We start from the raw sequence: 18,565 nt of genomic DNA on the forward strand, positions 1-18,565 counted from the left end.
CGATCTTAGTTTTGATCAATCCACAGCTGAAACCATGTTTCATCCGTTTCAAAAGGCAGCTGAAGATAGAGCGGGTCTTCCTCATTCAAGGATTGGGTGTAGATCGCGACTGAGGTTTCCGCCTCCGGCCGCTTCGCCACAATCAGCGGCGAGCGGCTCAATTCATCCCCATCCCACACAAACAGATCGGGATCATCCAGCCGCGTGATCAGCGGTTCACCGCCGCACAGCCGAATTAGCTCGTTTTGCGCGGCAATCGAATAGGTCTGAGGCACCGGCGTCTCATCATGATCGTCAATGACAAATCCCAGCGGCAGCGCGTAGGGATTATCCAGCACCTCGAAGGTTTCAGTCTCCGCAATTTTCCGGTAATGATCGGTCTGGACCTGAACGTGAACGGCGCCTTTTTCCCACAGCACATAGCGAATGCCCAGAAATGCGTCGAGCGCCAGCGTCGTGCCGTGATAGGTACTGCCGAACATCCGGTGGCTGACGCCGTAATGTTCCAGGAAATCGCTGACCTTCTTATCGTAGGTTGACGAGTAATGTGAGATGCCCGGGTAGTTATAGCCCAGCCCTTCGTTTTGATTGCGCGCTGACAGATTTTCAATCCGATAGCCCGGCTCAGACGCAAAGCTTGCCAGGGCGGTCCGCACTTCGTTTTGGTAGTCCAGCACCGTCTGGGCCGAGGCATAGCCGTCATAGACGTTATCCCGGTCCAGCGAAATGAATGTGGCAGCGCCCGCGAAAGTCAGCTCGGCGGCGACGGTGACGGCCAGCACTTTCTGAAACCCCAGACACAGCAGCGCCGTGATCCCTGCGATGAACCCGGCGGCGATCAGCTTGGCCGGCAGCGTCATCGTTCCATTCGCGACCAACAGAAGCAAGACAACAAGTGCCCCGCAGGCTAGCGACTTCTTGTCACGCGTGTCCCACGCGTCCGCCGCCGCGGCGATCAGCCAGAACACGATCACAAAGCTGAATCGCGTTGGAAAACCATAGGGCATCGACAGAAAATGCCAGAGCTTATACAACGGCGTGAAGAACACCGATGCCGCAAAGAAAAGCAATATCAGACCATCGACAAGTTTCTTCCGGTTTGACCGCAGCCGCTGGAAAAATGAAGAAAAGACGAGGATCAGACACAACAATCCGGCATAATCAAACGTGATCTCCTGCCCCAGCGTCACGGCCGGTACACCTGGAAACGCGTTGTTCAATCCGGCCAGCCGGGCGAAGCTGAAAAGCGGCAGCGCCTCCGCGGGCTGGGCAAGCCGGTTGTTAATCACAGATAAGAAGCTGGGCATCAGCAGCCAGCCGTTGCAAGCCAGGCCGATAGCCATGCCGAGTATGCCCTTCTTCAAGACTGTCCAAAATGAAACCGCGTGTTGGTCCTCACTGAAATAGCGCGTCAACGCCATCAGACAGGCGAACATCAGACCCATGATCGCCGTGTAGTAATTGGAAAACACGCTGGCCGCTACCGCCAGCGTAAATCCCTTGGCCGATTTCCCCCGCAGGATCTGTTCAACACCGCTCAGCACCATCGGCAGCCAGATTAAACCGTCCAGCCACATTAAACATTGCGAATACGCCAGCGCTGCGCCGCTCAGTGCGTAACCCAGCGCGAACAAGCCATGAACCCGGCGCGGACCAAAACGATCCTCCAGATAGAACATCATTGTCCCGCAGCTCAGGCTCAGCTTCAGAAGGGTCGCCAGACTGACGGAAAGCAGAATGGCCTCGTTGGGCAGCAGGGCCAGAAGCAGCTGCAGCGGACTGGAGCAGTAGTAGGAAAAAATCGGGATGAAACTGCCGCCCATGCCCGCCGCCTGCGCATAAGTCAGGCTGTTCTGCCCGGTGACGACCGTATGCAGATATTTCAAATATTCGACATATTGAATGTTCAGATCATTGATCAAAAGCAAACGGCCGCCAAACGGAACGAAGCCCAGCGCCGCGAAAATGCCGCAGAGCAGAACGGCTGCGCCCAGAAACGCGAAAAACGGCCGGCGGATGGATCTCAGTCGGCGCATTCCGTTACTCCTTAACGAAGGATTTCACCCAGCGGCGGTAAACCGGATGCGAAACCCCCGCCGTCAGAACCAGCTTATCCTTCATCCGCTCACGGCTGCCGGTGTAGCCGAGGCGCGCCATCCCTTCCAGGATCGCGGCCCGGTGAGGCATCAGCTTTTCAACCAGCCGGTACAGAACTTCGGCATGTTCCAGCTTTTCCGCCGGCGTGCCCTTGATCCGGCGCAGCTGATAAAATGAAAATTTATAGGCTTCAAAAATCCGGTAATAAAACAACGCCGGAACCGCAGCGCAGCGCTCCGCCTGATCCAGAATCGTGGAGAACACCTGGGCGTGCGCGTCGATCACCTGCGGCTTCAGATCGGTCATCGTGTTGCCGGCCCGGTCGATCAGATAATATGCCAGCGCTTTGTCGGTATAGACGACTTTCTCAGCGTTTAACAGACTGATGTAAAACAACAGGTTATCGGTATAGCCGATTTTATGCGGAAACTGAATGTTCGCCGCCAGGGATCGCCGGTACAGCTTGGCGTGCGGCGAGGGATCTACAAATAACAGATTCTCAAATTCCGGCGTGCCCTTTACATACCCCTGGCCCGGCTGCAGCGTCGCAAATTTCGTGTTGTAGGCCGGATCGTACTTCTGTTCGTCGCTGTCGGAATAAATGAATTTCTTCGCGCCGATCACCAGATCCGCCTGGTTGGCATCTGCCAAGCCGACCAGGGTTTCCAGCGCGTCGTCCGCTAAGTAATCATCCGGATCGCAGACGAGAAAATATTCCGAATCCAACCGTGCGATCGCCATTTCCAAAACGGAACCATAGCCGCCGTTTTCCTTGCGGATAGCGACGACTTTCTCCGGATACGCCGCAGCGTAGCGGTCGATGATCGGCTGTTCGTTTTTCGGCGATCCATCGTTGACGGCATAGATCACATAGTCGGAATAGGTTTGCCGCAGCAAGGAATCCAGACACTTGGCGACGTATTCCTCAACATTGTAAATCGGCACGATAATCGTAACTTTACTCATGGTCAGTTTCTCCTTTACTTCACGATCCAGCTTTACCGGCGGATCCAATTGCGGGTGCGCAGATAGCCCTTCAGCACTTGCGGGCGCATGTAGATCCAGTCGTTTTTCTGGCGGTTGATCGGGTATTTGCACTCCGGATAATCCGGAAAATTCTTGTGAATGAACGCGAAACACGCGTCGATGTATTCGTTGACCAGCTTCCGGTCTTTGACCGTGCGGGTCTTCTTCAGGTTTTCGATGATGTTAACGCAGGCCAGATACTTCAGTTCTTCATAGTATTGGTCGTAGACGCCTTCTTGCCGGTAGTAATTCATTGTTTCCTCAGCCATCGTCAGGATGTGATAGGCCTTCTGATTAAAGGATTGGGTGATATTGCCCGGGCGGTCGGCGAGGTAGTCGTACAACGGCTCATTGACAAACGCAATCGACCTGGCTTTCAACAGGAGCTTATAGGTTGTCCCCAGATCCTCGTACAGATAACCGAACGGGTAAGTGATGCCGTTGTCCTCAAACAGCGAGCGCCGGTACATCTTGTTCCAGGCGGCGTTAAGGATGCGCGTGATCATTTCCGGATTTTCTTTCAGCGTATAAACGCGGTCGCCGGAATAGCTGTTAGCAATCACTTCCTTGGTCTGCGTTTTCATAAAATATTGATAAACATCGAAAATCACGAGATCCGCGCCGGTTTCATCCAGCTTCGCCGCCGCTTTTTCAAGCGCCTGCGGTTCAAGGAAATCATCGGAATCCACAAACAGGATATACGGCGACGTGGCAAATTTCATGCCATAGTTGCGCGCGTCGGACAATCCGCCATTAGGTTTTTCCAGCACCTGAATCCGCGGATCACGGTTCTTATAGATGTAGAGCAGTTCATTGGAATGATCGGTCGATCCATCGTCGACGCAGAGAATCTCAATCTCCTCAAGCGTCTGATGGATTAAGGAATCCAGACATTTTTCCAGATAATCTTCGACGTTATAAACCGGAACGACAACGCTGACTTTACTCATGGGCGGCTTCTCCTTTGCGATGGTTTAACACTTTATGAATCAGATTCATGTGGAAATCATCTTTCATCAGCGTCAGCAGACCAAAATACACGATGACGCCGGCGGCGATCTGAATGAGGTTGGTCGTAAACCGCGGCCCCATCGCTTCCCCGATGAAATGAACGGGAAGCATCATGACGAGCGAAGCGATGACATACTTCGTCACTTCTTTCAGACGGAAGCCCAGATCCAGCTGACCGCGGATTGACAGCCATTGCGTGAACGTCACCATAAACTCGGCGATGACTGACCCGGTGATCGCACCAAAAGCGCCGAACTTCGGCATCAGTAAGGCATTCAGGCAGAAATTCGTCAGAGCGCCGAGGATCACCGAGCGGGTATATTCCTTCGTCCGGCCGATCGGCAGAAGGTATTGCGTACCAAAGACGTTGCTGAGGGAAATAAACAGGATGATCGGCGTCGTAAAGATGATCAGCGGCGTCACGATCTGATAAGTGTCGTCGAGGAACCAGCCGATAAAATAAGGAATCAGCGAGATGATTCCGGCGATCATCGGAATGGCCAGATACAGCGCCATCCTTAACGTCGTGCGCAAAAACCGCAGCACTTCCTCATCCTGACCCTTGGCATGGATGTTGGCAATCCGCGGCAGCATGACGCTGCCGATCGACGTGATGAAAAACAGGAACATCTTAATGAACCGCTGGGCCTGGTTATAAAAGCTGACGTGACTGACGTCGGCGTATAAGTAGCCTAACATCGAAACATCCAGCATTGTATAAACGCTGGTCGCAATCTGCGGGATGAAAAGCATGAGATTGGGTTTGAAATGCTTGAGCACATCTTTGAAATGAATCGGCGTCCACTTGACATATTGCTTCAGCTGGGTCCACATGATCAGCTGGCCCAGCACGCCGGAGCCGGCGTTGATCACGATGAACAGCGCCAGATCAGAAGGTTTCTTTACGAATGCAAAGATCAGGATAATCCCCAGGATCTTGATGATCATGTTGCGGATCGAAGCTGTTTTGAAATCCTCGACGCCATAGAAAAACCAGGTGATATCCAGGGCGACTGACAACAGCGAAATCGTCTGGATCGTCGCATACAGGCGCACGCTGTCCTGCACGGTAAACAAGTAGAGGAAATAAACGAGCGTAGAGGCGCACATGCTCAAAAACTGCATTGTGAAGATCTCGAAGAACGTCTTTGACATCTTGGTCTGATCATCGCGGACGCGCGCGATCTCCCGGTTGCCGTAGATCGAAACGCCCATGATTCCAAACAGCACAAACCACTGAACATTGCTGCCGGTCCAGTCGCTGATGCCCAGCATCGTCGCGCCCAGCGTCCGGGTCACATACGGCACCGTAATCATCGGCGCCAAAACGACTAACAGTTGATATAAAATATTATAGAAATAGTTTTGCAGTATCTTTTTATCCATAAAATCACCTTTATTTAGTATAGCATGAATAGAAGAAAACTGCGAATTGTTAACGCAGTTTCCCTGTTTCTTGTTTTTTTCCGAGCCTTTGGATGAGGGGATCGATCATGCATCAAGACAGGCCAATGCTGCCTGAGATCTCGTTCAGCGACTCTGTTTCATCGTCTATCCCCGAAAAGATTCGTGCTCAACGCTTTCGTTCAGCGAATTTCCGTCACCCGTTCTTCCTTTGCTAAGAGTGCGAGGTTTCGTTTAATTTGTTGAACATTTGTAAGGCTTTCGCAACGATCGCGTCCATGTTGTAGTATTGATATTCTGCCAAACGGCCTAAGAGATGAAGATTGTCGATCCCGCGGATCAGCTCGCAATACGCCTGATACTGACGGCGGCATTCTTCTTTGGCGATCGGGTAGTACGGGATGTTCCCGGTTTCCCCATCGTGATGGTAAGTCAGCGGGTATTCGACAGCGATGGTCGTCGCTTCCGGCTGCTGATCCGCCTGCATCAGGAGTTTGTATTCCGTGATGCGGGTAAACGCGTTTTGCTGGGCCGGGGTCGGATAGTTGACGGTCGCCGCTTCCTGGTAGGTATGCGGATGGCTCTGAATATCAAATTCCAGCGAACGGTACGGCAGCTCGCCTAACGGATAGTCAAGCAGATCGTCGATCGCACCGGTGAAGATCACCGGCCCCTGGAAGACTTCGCCTTCAAACAGAATCTGCTTGTTTTCCAAATCGACCTTCAGACATGACTTCGCGTCGGTCTTCAGGCGGACTTCGATCTTTTCATTTTTCAGCATGTTTTCAAAGATTCCGGTAAATCCATGCGCCGGCATCATCTGATAGGTATCCTGGAAATAGCGGTCGTCATAGGAAATATGAACGGGAACGCGGCCGGTGACCGCCGGATCGATTTCTACCGGCGTCTGTCCCCATTGTTTCATCGTGTAGTATTTGAAGACATGTTCGTAGATGTATTCCGCCAGCTCGTTAATTTCCGGATTGGCATTGGCGCGCAGCTGCAGGATCGGCACCTTCTTTTCCATCCCATATTCGTTGATCAGCAATGTTTTTAAACGCTCAGCTTTTTCTTTGGGGAACGAGCGTTCAATCGTTGTCAGATTGAATGGAATCGGTGCAACGACGCCGTTAATGTGGCCGAGTACGCGATGCTGATAAGGATACCAGTCTGTAAACTGGGAGAGGTAATCGACGACCTCGCGGGAATGGGTATGGAAGATATGCGGGCCGTATTCGTGACGGCGCACGCCGTTTTCATCGATATAGTCGTACATGTTGCCGCCGACATGGGCGCGTTTTTCCAGGACGAGCACACGTTTGCCCGCAACATGGGCAAAGCGTTCCGCGATGACGCTGCCGGCAAAGCCCGCGCCGATAACAATAACTTCTGGTTTCATTCCGATCTCCTTTTACAGTCTGTCCTTATACATGGTTTTGTAGTAGTTCTGATAGTCGCCCTGCAGGATGTGCTCCCACCAGTCGCGGTGCGTCAGATACCAGTCGATGGTCTGCGGAATCCCGGTCTCAAACGTATATTTAGGCTTCCAGCCGAGTTCCGTTTCAATTTTAGTCGGATCCATCGCATAGCGCAGATCATGACCCGGGCGGTCCTTGACGAAGTGGATCAGTGATTCCGGCTTATTCAAAGCGGCGAGAATCGTCTTCACAACTTCCAGATTGGTCTTTTCATTATGGCCGCCGATGTTGTAGACTTCGCCTACGCGGCCCTTGCGCAGAATCAGATCAATCGCCGTGCAGTGATCGTAGACGTGCAGCCAGTCGCGCACGTTCATTCCATCGCCATACACCGGCAGACTTTCATCGGCCAGCGCGCGGCTGATCATTAAGGGGATCAGCTTTTCAGGAAAATGATAAGGGCCATAGTTGTTAGAGCAGCGGGAAATCGTTACCGGCAGCTTAAATGTGCGGTGATAGGCCTGAACTAACAGATCGGCGCCGGCCTTGGCCGCACTGTAAGGGCTGGAGGTATGGATCGGCGTTTCCTCGGTGAAGAACAGATCCGGACGATCTAACGGCAGATCGCCGTAGACTTCGTCGGTCGAGACCTGATGGTAACGCTGGATGCCGTATTTGCGGCAGGCGTCCATCAAGACCTGAGTGCCGAGAATATTGGTCGTGATGAAGACCTCTGGATCCTCTACAGAACGGTCGACATGAGTTTCCGCGGCAAAGTTAACGACCATGTCGAATTTTTCTTCGGCAAACAAGTGATCGATAAACTCGCGGTCGCGGATATCGCCTTTAACAAATTTAAAATTCGGCTTTTCCATGATCGGCTCCAGGGTTTCCAGATTGCCGGCGTAGGTCAGAAGGTCTAATACGACGATCTGGTCTTCCGGATAGGTATTAACCATGTAGTGAGCGAAATTGCCGCCGATAAAACCAGCTCCGCCTGTGACTAAAAACTTCATTTACGAATTCCCCCTTGTTCTTTTTTTATCCGTTTGATTTCTTTGGCAATGCCTTCCTGAATCGTCGTCTGAATTGTGAAGCCGGTCAGACGTTTCAGTTTTTTAATATTGAGGACAATCTGATCGACAACCGGGACTTCGCTGTTGACATGCCGGATCTCGATCACCTGGCCGGTTTTTTCCTGCACTTCATCCAGGATCTCCGTCAGGCTGGTCGCTGTTTGCGAAGCAACGTTGACGATTTCATTCTGGATTTGATGTTCAAGAAGCAGCTGGATCGCCCGGGCAAAGTCTTCGATATAAATGTAATCGCGGCTGCTGTGCGGAGAAGCCCACATTTCAAAGGCTTCGTGGCTCAGTGCTTTTTCGATCAGGATCGGGATAACGCCTTGTTTCTTATCCGTTGTCTGATGTCCGCCGTAAGGATTAGCGAGACGCAGGATCAGATAAGGCAGACCGGATTGGCGAATCACCTGTTCGCAGCGGGTCTTGCTTCGGGCGTAAAGGGTGATCGGATGCAGCGGCGCGTCTTCGCAGATCGGTTCTGCGGCATTGCCGTAGACCGTGCCCCCCGATGACATAAAGATGAACAGCCGCGCGCCGCGCTGCTTCAGCTGACATAACAGAAATTCGTATTTTTCTTCAACTCCGCGAAGTGTTTTTTCCTCATCCTCACTGCGGGCGTTGTTGGCAAGCAGCGAAATGGTATCGATGACGACAGCGTCTTCAAAATCGACTTGATCGAGATCTTTAGCCGAAAAGGCGTTGATTTCTTTAAAGTTGGAACACAGCGGCGTGTAGGGGCTGGGTAATCCGATGATTTCGGTTTCTGCTTTCTGACTCAGCAGAGAAGCGAGATTGTAGCCTAAATAGCCGCAGCCTAATAGTATGATTTTCATTGCGACTCCTTTATTTGTTGTAGCTGGTGACAAAATTTCCGGAAGCGACCGTTCTTAAGTGCTCACCATAAGGGGATTTCCCATAAGAAGCGGCGGAAGCCAAAAGTTGGTCGGTGTCAATCCAGTGATTGTAGAAAGCGATTTCTTCAGGAACTGAGATCTTGATTCCCTGAACTTCCTCGATGGTTTTGACAAAGTTGCTGGCCTGGGCGAGCGAACTGATCGTCCCGGTATCCAGCCAGGCAAAGCCGCGGCCAAAAACGACGCAGTCAATTTCGCCTTTTTCCAGATAGACTTTGTTCAGGTCGGTAATTTCGTATTCGCCGCGGGCTGAAGGCTTCAGGTTCTTGGCGTATTCAACGACGCGGTTGTCGTAGAAATAGAGGCCGACAACGGCATAATTGGATTTCGGAGTTTCCGGTTTTTCTTCCAGAGAAAGGACTTTTCCGGTTTTATCGAATTCAACGACACCGAATCGTTCAGGATCTGGAACGTATTGTCCGAAGATCGTTGCGCGGCCTTTGTTATTTTTGGCTCTTTCCAGCATCTCGCTGAAGTGGTTGCCATGGAATATATTATCTCCCAAAATCAGGCAGACATCCTCGTCACCGATAAATTCTTCGCCTAGAACGAAAGCTTGCGCCAAACCGTCGGGCGATGGCTGAACTTTATAGGATAGCTGAATTCCAAACTGGCTTCCGTCGCCCAGCAGGCGTTCGAAATTGGGCAGATCCTGGGGTGTGGAGATGATCAGAATATCGCGGATTCCTGCCAGCATCAGCGTCGACAGGGGATAATAGATCATCGGTTTATCATAGACGGGCAGCAGTTGTTTGGATGTGACTTTCGTCAGGGGATACAAACGGGTGCCGCTGCCTCCTGCAAGAATAATTCCTTTCATGGATTTCCTCCCAAACTCTTTAATTCCTCATTATTTTATCATAGTTAAGCATTGAATACCATTCATTCATTGAATTCTGAAAGTAGTTCAGCGATTCACTTTCGGTGACGCATAAAGAAAAGAAGACCGAATACATCAGCCTTCTTTTGATTTAATTACTTAAAGAGTTTTGAGAATAGATTGAAGAATCGGTTCGGGAAGATAAAACCTGTAGGTGGATTTTCCGGGTTTTGAGTCTGTTCCCCACCTTCATTATTTCCGTCTTCAGATCCATCTGAAGTATCCGTTGTTGGGTCGGGAGAAGCTTCACAATCCGTTCTCTTTGGAATCACATCTTGTTTTGTTTGACCACAAGTACAAGTGTAATTAATATAACCGTCCGCATCACAAGTGGCATCCTGCCGTCCAGTTTCCGTCCACGCATGTTCATGTGCTTTACAACTATCTCCCGTTAATTGTGCAATGACTTCGGTTTCTGTGTGTTCAGGATCTTGTGTGCATACTCGATGTTTTTTACCCGGAGCGTCACAAGTTGCCTCTTGATCAATGATCCATTCTCCCCAAGTATGTTCATGAGGCTTATTCGTTGGATCCGTCGTTGGTTTAGTTGTAGAATCAGTGGTTGGCGTTGTTGTCGGGGTTGTTGTTGGAGTTACTGTAGGAGTTACCGTAGGTGTCGTTGTCGGATTTGCAATACATCCTGCACCTCCGGTGTTCAAATCAGAATCATTCTTAGCATAATATCCATTCTCACAGACGCAGGCGTTTTTACCTGAATCATAGTAGGAATTCGCAGGACAATTCTTCGTTGCCCCTTCATGCGTAATAACGCTGACCGTAATTTCCGTTACATTTTCCGTCTTGATACCAGCGCGGACACTTTGGGCGATAACCATATTTTCCGGATAGGAATCAACATAGCCTTCTTCACCTTGATGGACCTTGGTGACATTAACTGTAATCCCTCGAGTAGAAGCCCAAGCCTGTACGTCTGACAATAGTTTTCCGCTGAAGTTAATCACAGTATCTGGAGCCTCATCATGAATAATCGGCTCTGAATACGTTTCATTCGATAACGTCGGTGCTGTGAAGACCCAGTTTGCACTAAACGAAATTGCTTTCGGCGCGTCGATCTTAGAATCCAAGTTAATATTTCTTAAGATTGCATTGCGGTTATCCGTAATCGATCCCTGATATACACGATAAATGTACAGATTCAGCTGCATGCTTTCATTCCATTTCGAAGATCCATAGCCGGTTACACGAGAACCTACCATATTAATAACGTTAGCGTTTTTGACGTAACTGCGATTCATCTTCTTAATCGAATAATTAAATAAGCTGATCAGCTGATCTACAGTAAAGTTCGTAGAAACATTATCTCCGGCCGCATCCAATACTTTTAATGCCTTATTCACGTCAGTCAGTTTCATGGCTTCCGTTAAAATTGCCTGAATGACCTGCTGCTGATTCGCCTGCCGCTGAAAATCACCGTTAGCGTACAGATGACGTTCACGAGCATAGGCCAGCGCCTGTTCACCGTTTAATCGGTTAGTTCCAGCCGGAACCCAGACCGTCATCTTCCCACGAGCATCGGATCTCTGACCTACAAATTCGTACGGATTCGTAATGATGATACCACCTAAAGCATCAACCATCTCAACGACACCTGCAAAGTTACTTTCAAAATAAAAGTCAATATCGATATCCATCAGATCTTCAACAGTGTCAATCGTACACTGACGGCTGCGGACACGGGCGTGCGTGATCTTATCTTCTGATTTCCCTGCATAACAGGCGATCGGCACATAGCTGTCACGAGCGATCGAGGTCAGAGTTACCTGCATGCTAAGCGGATTGAAAGAAGCCAGCATTAAGGCGTCAGAACGTTGTTCATCGGTACCGATGATCAACACTGTAAATGGTTCTTTTGTAATATCTTTATCCGAACCGGATTCCGTTGTTACTGTAATGTTCTTATCAAAAGTCAAAATTGCTTTAGTATTGTCTAAGAACTCACTGTATCCATCATTCACTTCAAACATCGCAACATAGTTGCTTGGCAGGGCTGCCGCGTCAATCTCCCCACCGAACAGTCCCATCAACATACTGTTGTAATCGTCATATTCGTGATAAGTAACATTGATTTTTTTCGCTTCTAATTCTTTCTTAGGAAGAATATAGCCGACTTGTTCTTCCGTATTCGATAAGATACCGAAGGTCTTGCCTTCAAGATCATTAATATCATTGACCGTGAAATTTCCATTTTCACTGTAAACAACAAAGGAAACTTCAACTTTTTCACTGGTTGTCCCCGTGTTGATAATCTTATCAATATTTTTGTTTACCCGGGTCGTAATATAGGTTAACGCACCACCGGATAAAAACGCAATCACCAAGACGCCGATCGTCACATAGAGAATACTCTTTTTCATCGCATAGGCGTTGTAAGCAATTAAGCCGTTTAATACCAGCAGAATTACCAGAATCACAACGTTAATGAGGACGAAGATCGACTTGCTGAAGTTACTGTAACGCGTAATGTTGAGGATGCCTAAGACCATCAAAATATCAGTCAGAATCGCGATGGCAGCCAGAACAAGATTAATGTTGGAAAGTTTACGTTTACTCATTTTATTCTGTTTCGTCATAACCAACCTCCTTAATCATAATGGTCGAAGAACTGCGCGATTTCATAGCGTCCATCGTTGTCTACGACTGTGAAATACCCTGTTTTCTGAAAACTATTAACATCGATTTTTGAACTTGGCTTATAATTCCACGTTGCTTCAACATAATAAGCTTCATATTCTTCTCCAGAATAATGTTCAAATTTTCCTGCATAAACTACATCTGTTAATGTAATATCGGTGACTTCTAATAGATTTTCGCGACCATACTGACTGATGTATAAATCTAAATCTTTATAAAACTCCCAACGGGACTGTTCTTGAAAACTGGTAAACATTGGGCCATAAATATATTGCAGACCCCCGACTTCATAATTACCATCTTTGTTCGTCCAGGTAAAATAATCGGCAATAAAATTACGAACAACCGCGGCTGTTATCTCTTGTGGATCATCGCCTTTTAATGCCTCTGTCAATTTCTTGAACTCATCCTGCTGAAACTGCGTCGGATTATTTCCAATGACATACTTGTCATTCTTCATCGATGAGGTATTCGTCTTTTCAACGACCTCTCCGCTACCCGCGGATTTCTTTAACGAAATCCGGACGATGTTAAAGCCCATAACCGCAACGACGACTAAAGAAGCCGCCAACATCATATAAATAATCTGTTTATTTTTCTTTGCGCGTTTTGCTTTTGCTTTATCCTGCTTACTCACTAACATTCCTCCTTTTATTACTCGTATTTTTTACGGACGATATATTTCGGACGTTTCTTGGTCTCCATGTACGTTTTCGACAGATATTCACCGATAATGCCTAAGCTTAACAGCTGAATTCCTCCCAAAAACAGAATGATGACGACCATTGATGGATAACCCGCAACCGGATCGCCTACGATCAAGGCCTTCCCAAAAACAAAGATCATATAAAGGAAAGCGATGATAGAAACGAAGATTCCAGAAATCGTCGCCATTCGCAGCGGGGCAACAGTAAAGGCAACAATGCCTTCAATCGCGTAAGCGAATAACTTCCAGAACGACCAGCTCGTTTCCCCGGCGACACGCTCCACATTCTCATACTCCAAATAAACCGTTTTATAACCAACCCAGGCAAAGATGCCTTTGGAGAACCGGTGATATTCCTGAAGTGAAAGAACGCTGTCGACAACCTCGCGGGTCATCAGCCGGAAATCCCGCGCGCCGTCAACAATTTCGACTTCAGTAAATTTATTGATCAGTTTATAAAATTGCCGTGCAAAGAAGGAACGGATCTTCGGTTCCCCTTTTCGCGTAACCCGGCGGGTACCTACAATGTCCACATGCTGCTGATTCATTGCTTCAAACATCTTTGGCAAATATTCCGGCGGATCCTGTAAATCAGCATCCATGACTGTAACGTAATTGCCCGTCGCGTTTTCCAATCCCGCTAACAGGCCGCCCTCTTTGCCAAAATTCCGGCTGAAGTCAATGACCTTGACAATACCCGGATGCGCGTCATGGAGCTTCACCAATTCTTCTAAGGTATTATCGCGGGAACCATCGTTGACAAAAATAATTTCATAATCCATGTTCATGGCATCCACTACTTTTGTTGTTTCGCGGTAAAAGATGTTCACCGTTTCCTGTTCGTTATAACAAGGAACTACGATTGAAAGCTTATCCATATCTAACCTCCGCAAATTCACCATTTAATTATAAAGGAGAAATTCAAGAAGTACAAATACTTTCCTAAATTGTCATGATTCCTTAATATTTTAAATTCAGTGATCTTATTTTTTAAATCTGTGAAATAGTTCGGAATAAAGCATAATATTCCAATTGCTAACGGTTTTGAAATAACGATTTTTCATTCCGCCCAGCGACTTCAGATACGGGTTCTTCTTCCACTGCGGGAAGCTTTGATTCAACCGCTCCCACCCCATCTGAATCGTCGTTTTCCGATCCTGCCGATCCGCAATCTTCGTGCTTCTTAAGAAAGAGTTCCCTAAAAAGAACTTAATATGCAGATATTCCAGTTCATCATGATATTCCTGATCCCATCCCTGGACCTTAAAATAATCCGTAATGATTTCAAAAACATGAATCATATCCTTCACTTCATGATTGTTCGTATGCGTAATTGAATTTCCCAATTGGATATAACTGACAAAAGCTTCGTCCACAAAGGCTAATTTTTTTACATGCGGCGCTAAGCAATAAAGAAAACACGCATCCTCATAGCGATAGCCCGTCGGAAACTGCAAGCCGGTTTCCCGGACAAAATCAGTGCGGTAAATTTTATTCCAAAGCGTGGCAAATAAATGAATCATCATTTCTTTACCCGGAGCGTACGGACCTTCCTTTTCCAGCCGCTTCTGTTCGCCATAGACCCAATTAAAATTGGAAACAACGACATCCGCATTCTCTTTCTCTGCCGCCGCGACCATCTTCTCGAACATATCCAGTTCTGTAAAGTCATCGCTGTCCAGAAAGCCAAAATACTCTCCCTGCACCTGCGCTAAGCCAAAATTGCGAGTCTCTGCAATCCCGCCGTTCGGTTTCTTAAATGGACGAATTTGCGGATACCGCGCAGCATAGTCATCAATAATCTGTTGGCTGTTATCTTTTGTTCCATCGTTGATCACGATAATTTCCATATTTTTGAGCGTCTGATTCACTAAGGAATCAAGACACCGGGGCAGATACTTTTCAACGTTATATACCGGTACAATCACACTGAGGATGGGTTTCATTTTCCACCGCCTGCCTTTCTGATCAATCCTTTAATTTTCATTCTGTTTGTTTAACCTATTATACCATCGCCGCAGGTTTACAACAATAGACCTGTTAAAATTTTCATTGAAATAAAAGCCATGGTTTCCCATGGCGATCAATTTTTCTGTTCTTTCGGGCGCATGACGAGATCCAATAAAACACCCATCAGCAAAGCCATAAACGAAGACGTCAGAAACTGATCGATCGTATGTCCGCTGATATAAGAAGACACTAACCCGCAGCCCAGTGCCATTGCGTAGACTAAAACATCCAGCCGGAGCATCTTTTTCCAACGAAGCAGTACGATAATGGCGCCCAAGCAGGTCACCAGCAGCCATGGCAAAACCGTCAGCGCGGCGCCGGCATAGCCCATCGTATAAATCTGCTGGGCAAAATCCCGTTCCAGCAAAATTGAGCCGTTATTGAAGGTTGAATACCCCATGCCTAAAAACTTTTCGGAGTTAGAAAGTTCCCCCCATTTGTAGCTCATGAAAATCTTTTCGATCTGCCGGCCGTTCACCCGCTGTTCCAGCGGCAGTTCCAGGACGTCAACCCAGAACTTCGGATCCGCTGTGTAATAGTACCACTCCATATAATACTGAGTCGGCACGCTGGCCATCAGATTTGCGCGGATTCCATAAGCTTCAAACATAAAACGATAATAATCGCTTGTTTTTAATTCCGTCGTATTCTCCAGCGAAGTTCCCAGCTCTCTGCGCAGATAATCATCCTGCAATAAGATCGCGGTGTTCGCTGAGTCGATATTCTGATTCACAACCGCCGGTGAAAATGGCAGGATACAGCCGCTGATCGCTGCGGCAGCAGCGCAGAAGAACAAGACCGTTTTTTCCAGCCGGTATTCCTTCATGATCAAAGTCGTAAAAAGATACAGAACAAGGAATCCGATCGGGATCAGCACCGTGCCAAACGTGGCGACCCGCGTCGAAAGAATGATCATCGACAAACTATGAATTCCGATCAATGCGCCTAATGCAATCCGCTCTTTCTTCGAAGTGCTGCGCTGGAAAAATAGATACAATAACGGCAGCAGCATAAACATTAAAATACCGACCGTATTTCCTTCTTCAAAGAAAAACTTGGAAGCCAGCTGTCGAGGATGAATCTTCGTCGGATCCGCATAGATTCCTAAAAACCAGCTCAGAAACGGAGCCGCAGTCATTCCAGCATACGTCGATTCGCCAAACACAAACAAATCGCCGATAAAGATCGGCAGCGCGGTCAGGCACGATAAAGCGACGGTGACCCCCTTTACTATTTTTTCCGTTAATCGAAGATGAACGACTGCATAGATCATTCCGTACGGAATGACCAGCGTCAGAAAATAGGTGATTTCCTTAGATAACTGGAAGAAGAAATTCGGCGTCAGATATAAGCTTTTGTAGATCTGAGTACCCTGCCGGATATGCAGCAGAAAATAAACTGCCAGCGCCAAACCGTACAGGCCGCCAAATAACAACGTTTTCTTTTTATTTTTATCAGCCAGAAAAAACGTCCATAACACGGCCAGCGGAATGATTAAAAAGCGGATAATCGTCGACGGCCGGGGAATTCCAAACTGATCAAGAAACGGATAGATTAAGTAATCCAGATCGATCAAAGGCTGGATGATAAACAAAAGGAGAACAAAGCCTTTCATCGCCTTATGCGAATGAAAAACCGATTTTATTTTCGTCATTGTTTACCCTCCCTTTCTGAATCATCATGAAGACCAAAAACCCGATCCAACAGAATCGCCGCGATCAGCGCCATAAACATCGTCGTGACAAACTGATCTAATGTATGACCGCTGAGATACGCTGCTCCCAAGCCGCAGCACAGGGATGTAGCCAGAACCATGATCTCCAGGTTCATGCACTTCTTCCATCGCAGCAGAACAAACACAGCGCCGACAACGGTCAGAATCAGCCAAGGTCCTGCCAGCAGGAGATCGCCCAGGTAGCCGAGCGTATATTTTTGCTGAATAAAGTCCTGCTCGAGCAGAATGGAGCCATTCATAAATGGTGTATATCCCATACCGAATAATTTCATCTTGGAATCCGCCATTCCCCATTTCACATTCATGAAATAAGTTTGGAACTGGCGGCCCGTTAAGCGTTCTTCCAACGGCACAGTAAACAATAAATCACTCCAGAAGACTGGATCGGCCTTGTAGCTATACCAATCCATGTAATACATCTTGGGAATACTGGATATCAGATTATCCTCAATTCCGGACTTCTCAAAAGCCTTTAAACAGAATTCCTCATAGGCTTTCGAGCCTGGCGTCAGCTTTAAACGGCCTTCATAGGCTAAAATTCCTTTTTGCAGCAAATCATCGTCGCCGCGCACCGCGTTGTCGCTTTGAGCATCACGCTTTTGATTTTGAATGGCCGGCGTATAGGGCAGAATCATCACGCTGACTAACGACATGGCAGCGCAAAAAATCAGCACTATCCCTTTTATTTTCTGATGCCGAAGCAGCAGACCATCAAAGAGGTAAAGTCCGACAAAGGCGATCGGGATTAAAAACGCGCCCAGCGACGCTACCCGCGTCGACAAAATCAACATGGACAAGCTCTGGACGATGATCAGCATTGCCCAGGAAATTTTTCCCTTGCTTTCCTCGCTCCGGGAAAAGAAATAATACAATAACGGCAGCAGCATGAACAAGAGAATCCCAATTGTATTTCCTTCGTCAAAGAAAAATTTACACGCTAACCGCCGTGGTTCCACCGTTTCATATATCCCGGTAAACCAACTGAAGAAACTAGCCGCAGTATTGCCCAGATAGGTCGACTGTCCAAAGACAAACAAGTCGCTGATCAAAATGGGAAATGAGATCGTCGCTGATAAAATCGCCGTGATCTGCTTTAATAATTTCTCATTGACCTGCAGCGTCGTAAAGGCGGCGATCAGCCCAAAGGGAATGATCAACGTTAAACAATAGACCAGCTCGCCGAACAAGGAGAACTGGAAATTGGTAGTCAGACGCAGCAACGCCGCGGCATTTCTCGTCACCTGGACATGAATCAGAAAATAAACCGCGAAGACCGCGATATACAATCCGCCCAGAATCAACGTTTTCCGACGATTTTTACCCTTGTTGTAAAAACATCCGACGATTAAAACGGGAATTAGCAAATACCGGACGATCGTCGAAGGACGCGGCAAGCCAAACTGATTTAAAAAGGGATAAATCAAATAGTCCAGATCTATCATCGGCTGAAACGCCAGAATTAAAAGTAAAATTCCAATCGCTGTCCCCTGCGTAAACCAGGGACGCAGAAACTCTTTGATTTTTCGCATCAGTCAGCCTCCTTTGTGCGGTTCGGTTCTGTGACATTGTACCGGTTTTCGTTCCGGTTGTCTAATTTTTTAACGATTGAGTTTAGATCGGAAGAGCACAC

14 protein-coding genes are annotated in these 18,565 nt (G+C 47.9%); all 14 read right to left on the reverse strand.

Translation table 11 applies throughout. The features are described from left to right. Positions 1-5: 5 nt before the first annotated feature. Positions 6-2,036, reverse strand: a complete 2,031-nt coding sequence (locus tag AC5OW4_RS09535; RefSeq protein ID WP_493676910.1) for a YfhO family protein — start codon at positions 2,034-2,036, stop codon at positions 6-8. Positions 2,037-2,040: 4 nt separating this feature from the next. Next, positions 2,041-3,063 (reverse strand): glycosyltransferase family 2 protein, encoded by a 1,023-nt coding sequence (locus AC5OW4_RS09540; protein ID WP_493676911.1) that lies wholly within the window; start codon positions 3,061-3,063, stop codon positions 2,041-2,043. 32 nt (positions 3,064-3,095) lie between these two features. Further along, the gene (locus AC5OW4_RS09545) at positions 3,096-4,073 is read right to left on the reverse strand and encodes a glycosyltransferase family 2 protein (protein WP_493676912.1); all 978 of its coding nucleotides are present in this window, start codon (positions 4,071-4,073) and stop codon (positions 3,096-3,098) included. Continuing rightward, positions 4,066-5,520, reverse strand: coding sequence for an oligosaccharide flippase family protein (locus AC5OW4_RS09550; RefSeq protein ID WP_493676913.1), 1,455 nt, complete (start codon positions 5,518-5,520; stop codon positions 4,066-4,068). The genes AC5OW4_RS09545 and AC5OW4_RS09550 overlap by 8 nt, the downstream gene beginning before the upstream one ends. Positions 5,521-5,752: 232 nt before the next feature. Beyond that, positions 5,753-6,937, reverse strand: a complete 1,185-nt coding sequence (gene glf, locus AC5OW4_RS09555; RefSeq protein WP_072686036.1) for a UDP-galactopyranose mutase — start codon at positions 6,935-6,937, stop codon at positions 5,753-5,755. 12 nt (positions 6,938-6,949) lie between these two features. Beyond that, positions 6,950-7,972 carry a dTDP-glucose 4,6-dehydratase gene (gene rfbB, locus AC5OW4_RS09560; RefSeq protein ID WP_195396807.1) on the reverse strand — a complete coding sequence of 341 codons (1,023 nt, stop codon included), beginning with the start codon at positions 7,970-7,972 and terminating at the stop codon, positions 6,950-6,952. After that, positions 7,969-8,871 (reverse strand): NAD-dependent epimerase/dehydratase family protein, encoded by a 903-nt coding sequence (locus AC5OW4_RS09565; protein ID WP_195396805.1) that lies wholly within the window; start codon positions 8,869-8,871, stop codon positions 7,969-7,971. Before AC5OW4_RS09565 ends, rfbB begins: the two co-directional genes overlap by 4 nt. 10 nt (positions 8,872-8,881) lie before the next feature. Beyond that, positions 8,882-9,772, reverse strand: a complete 891-nt coding sequence (gene rfbA / locus AC5OW4_RS09570) for a glucose-1-phosphate thymidylyltransferase RfbA (protein ID WP_195396803.1) — start codon at positions 9,770-9,772, stop codon at positions 8,882-8,884. A 155-nt stretch (positions 9,773-9,927) separates the two neighbouring features. Further along, on the reverse strand, positions 9,928-12,423 hold the full coding sequence (locus AC5OW4_RS09575) for an LCP family glycopolymer transferase (protein WP_195396802.1): 2,496 nt from the start codon (positions 12,421-12,423) through the stop codon (positions 9,928-9,930). A gap of 11 nt (positions 12,424-12,434) precedes the next feature. Continuing rightward, positions 12,435-13,121 carry a hypothetical protein gene (locus AC5OW4_RS09580; protein ID WP_072686028.1) on the reverse strand — a complete coding sequence of 229 codons (687 nt, stop codon included), beginning with the start codon at positions 13,119-13,121 and terminating at the stop codon, positions 12,435-12,437. A gap of 17 nt (positions 13,122-13,138) precedes the next feature. Continuing rightward, a complete protein-coding gene (locus AC5OW4_RS09585; RefSeq protein WP_039864845.1) occupies positions 13,139-14,068 on the reverse strand; it encodes a glycosyltransferase family 2 protein in 930 nt (309 codons plus the stop codon). A 105-nt stretch (positions 14,069-14,173) separates the two neighbouring features. Beyond that, positions 14,174-15,136 (reverse strand): glycosyltransferase, encoded by a 963-nt coding sequence (locus tag AC5OW4_RS09590; RefSeq protein WP_072686026.1) that lies wholly within the window; start codon positions 15,134-15,136, stop codon positions 14,174-14,176. A 137-nt stretch (positions 15,137-15,273) separates the two neighbouring features. Beyond that, positions 15,274-16,854, reverse strand: a complete 1,581-nt coding sequence (locus tag AC5OW4_RS09595; RefSeq protein WP_295768116.1) for an O-antigen ligase family protein — start codon at positions 16,852-16,854, stop codon at positions 15,274-15,276. Beyond that, complete coding sequence (locus AC5OW4_RS09600) at positions 16,851-18,464, reverse strand: O-antigen ligase family protein (RefSeq protein WP_295768119.1); 1,614 nt, start codon at positions 18,462-18,464, stop codon at positions 16,851-16,853. The genes AC5OW4_RS09595 and AC5OW4_RS09600 overlap by 4 nt, the downstream gene beginning before the upstream one ends. Positions 18,465-18,565 lie beyond the last annotated feature (101 nt).

It is taken from the genome of Holdemania sp. (assembly GCF_986127675.1).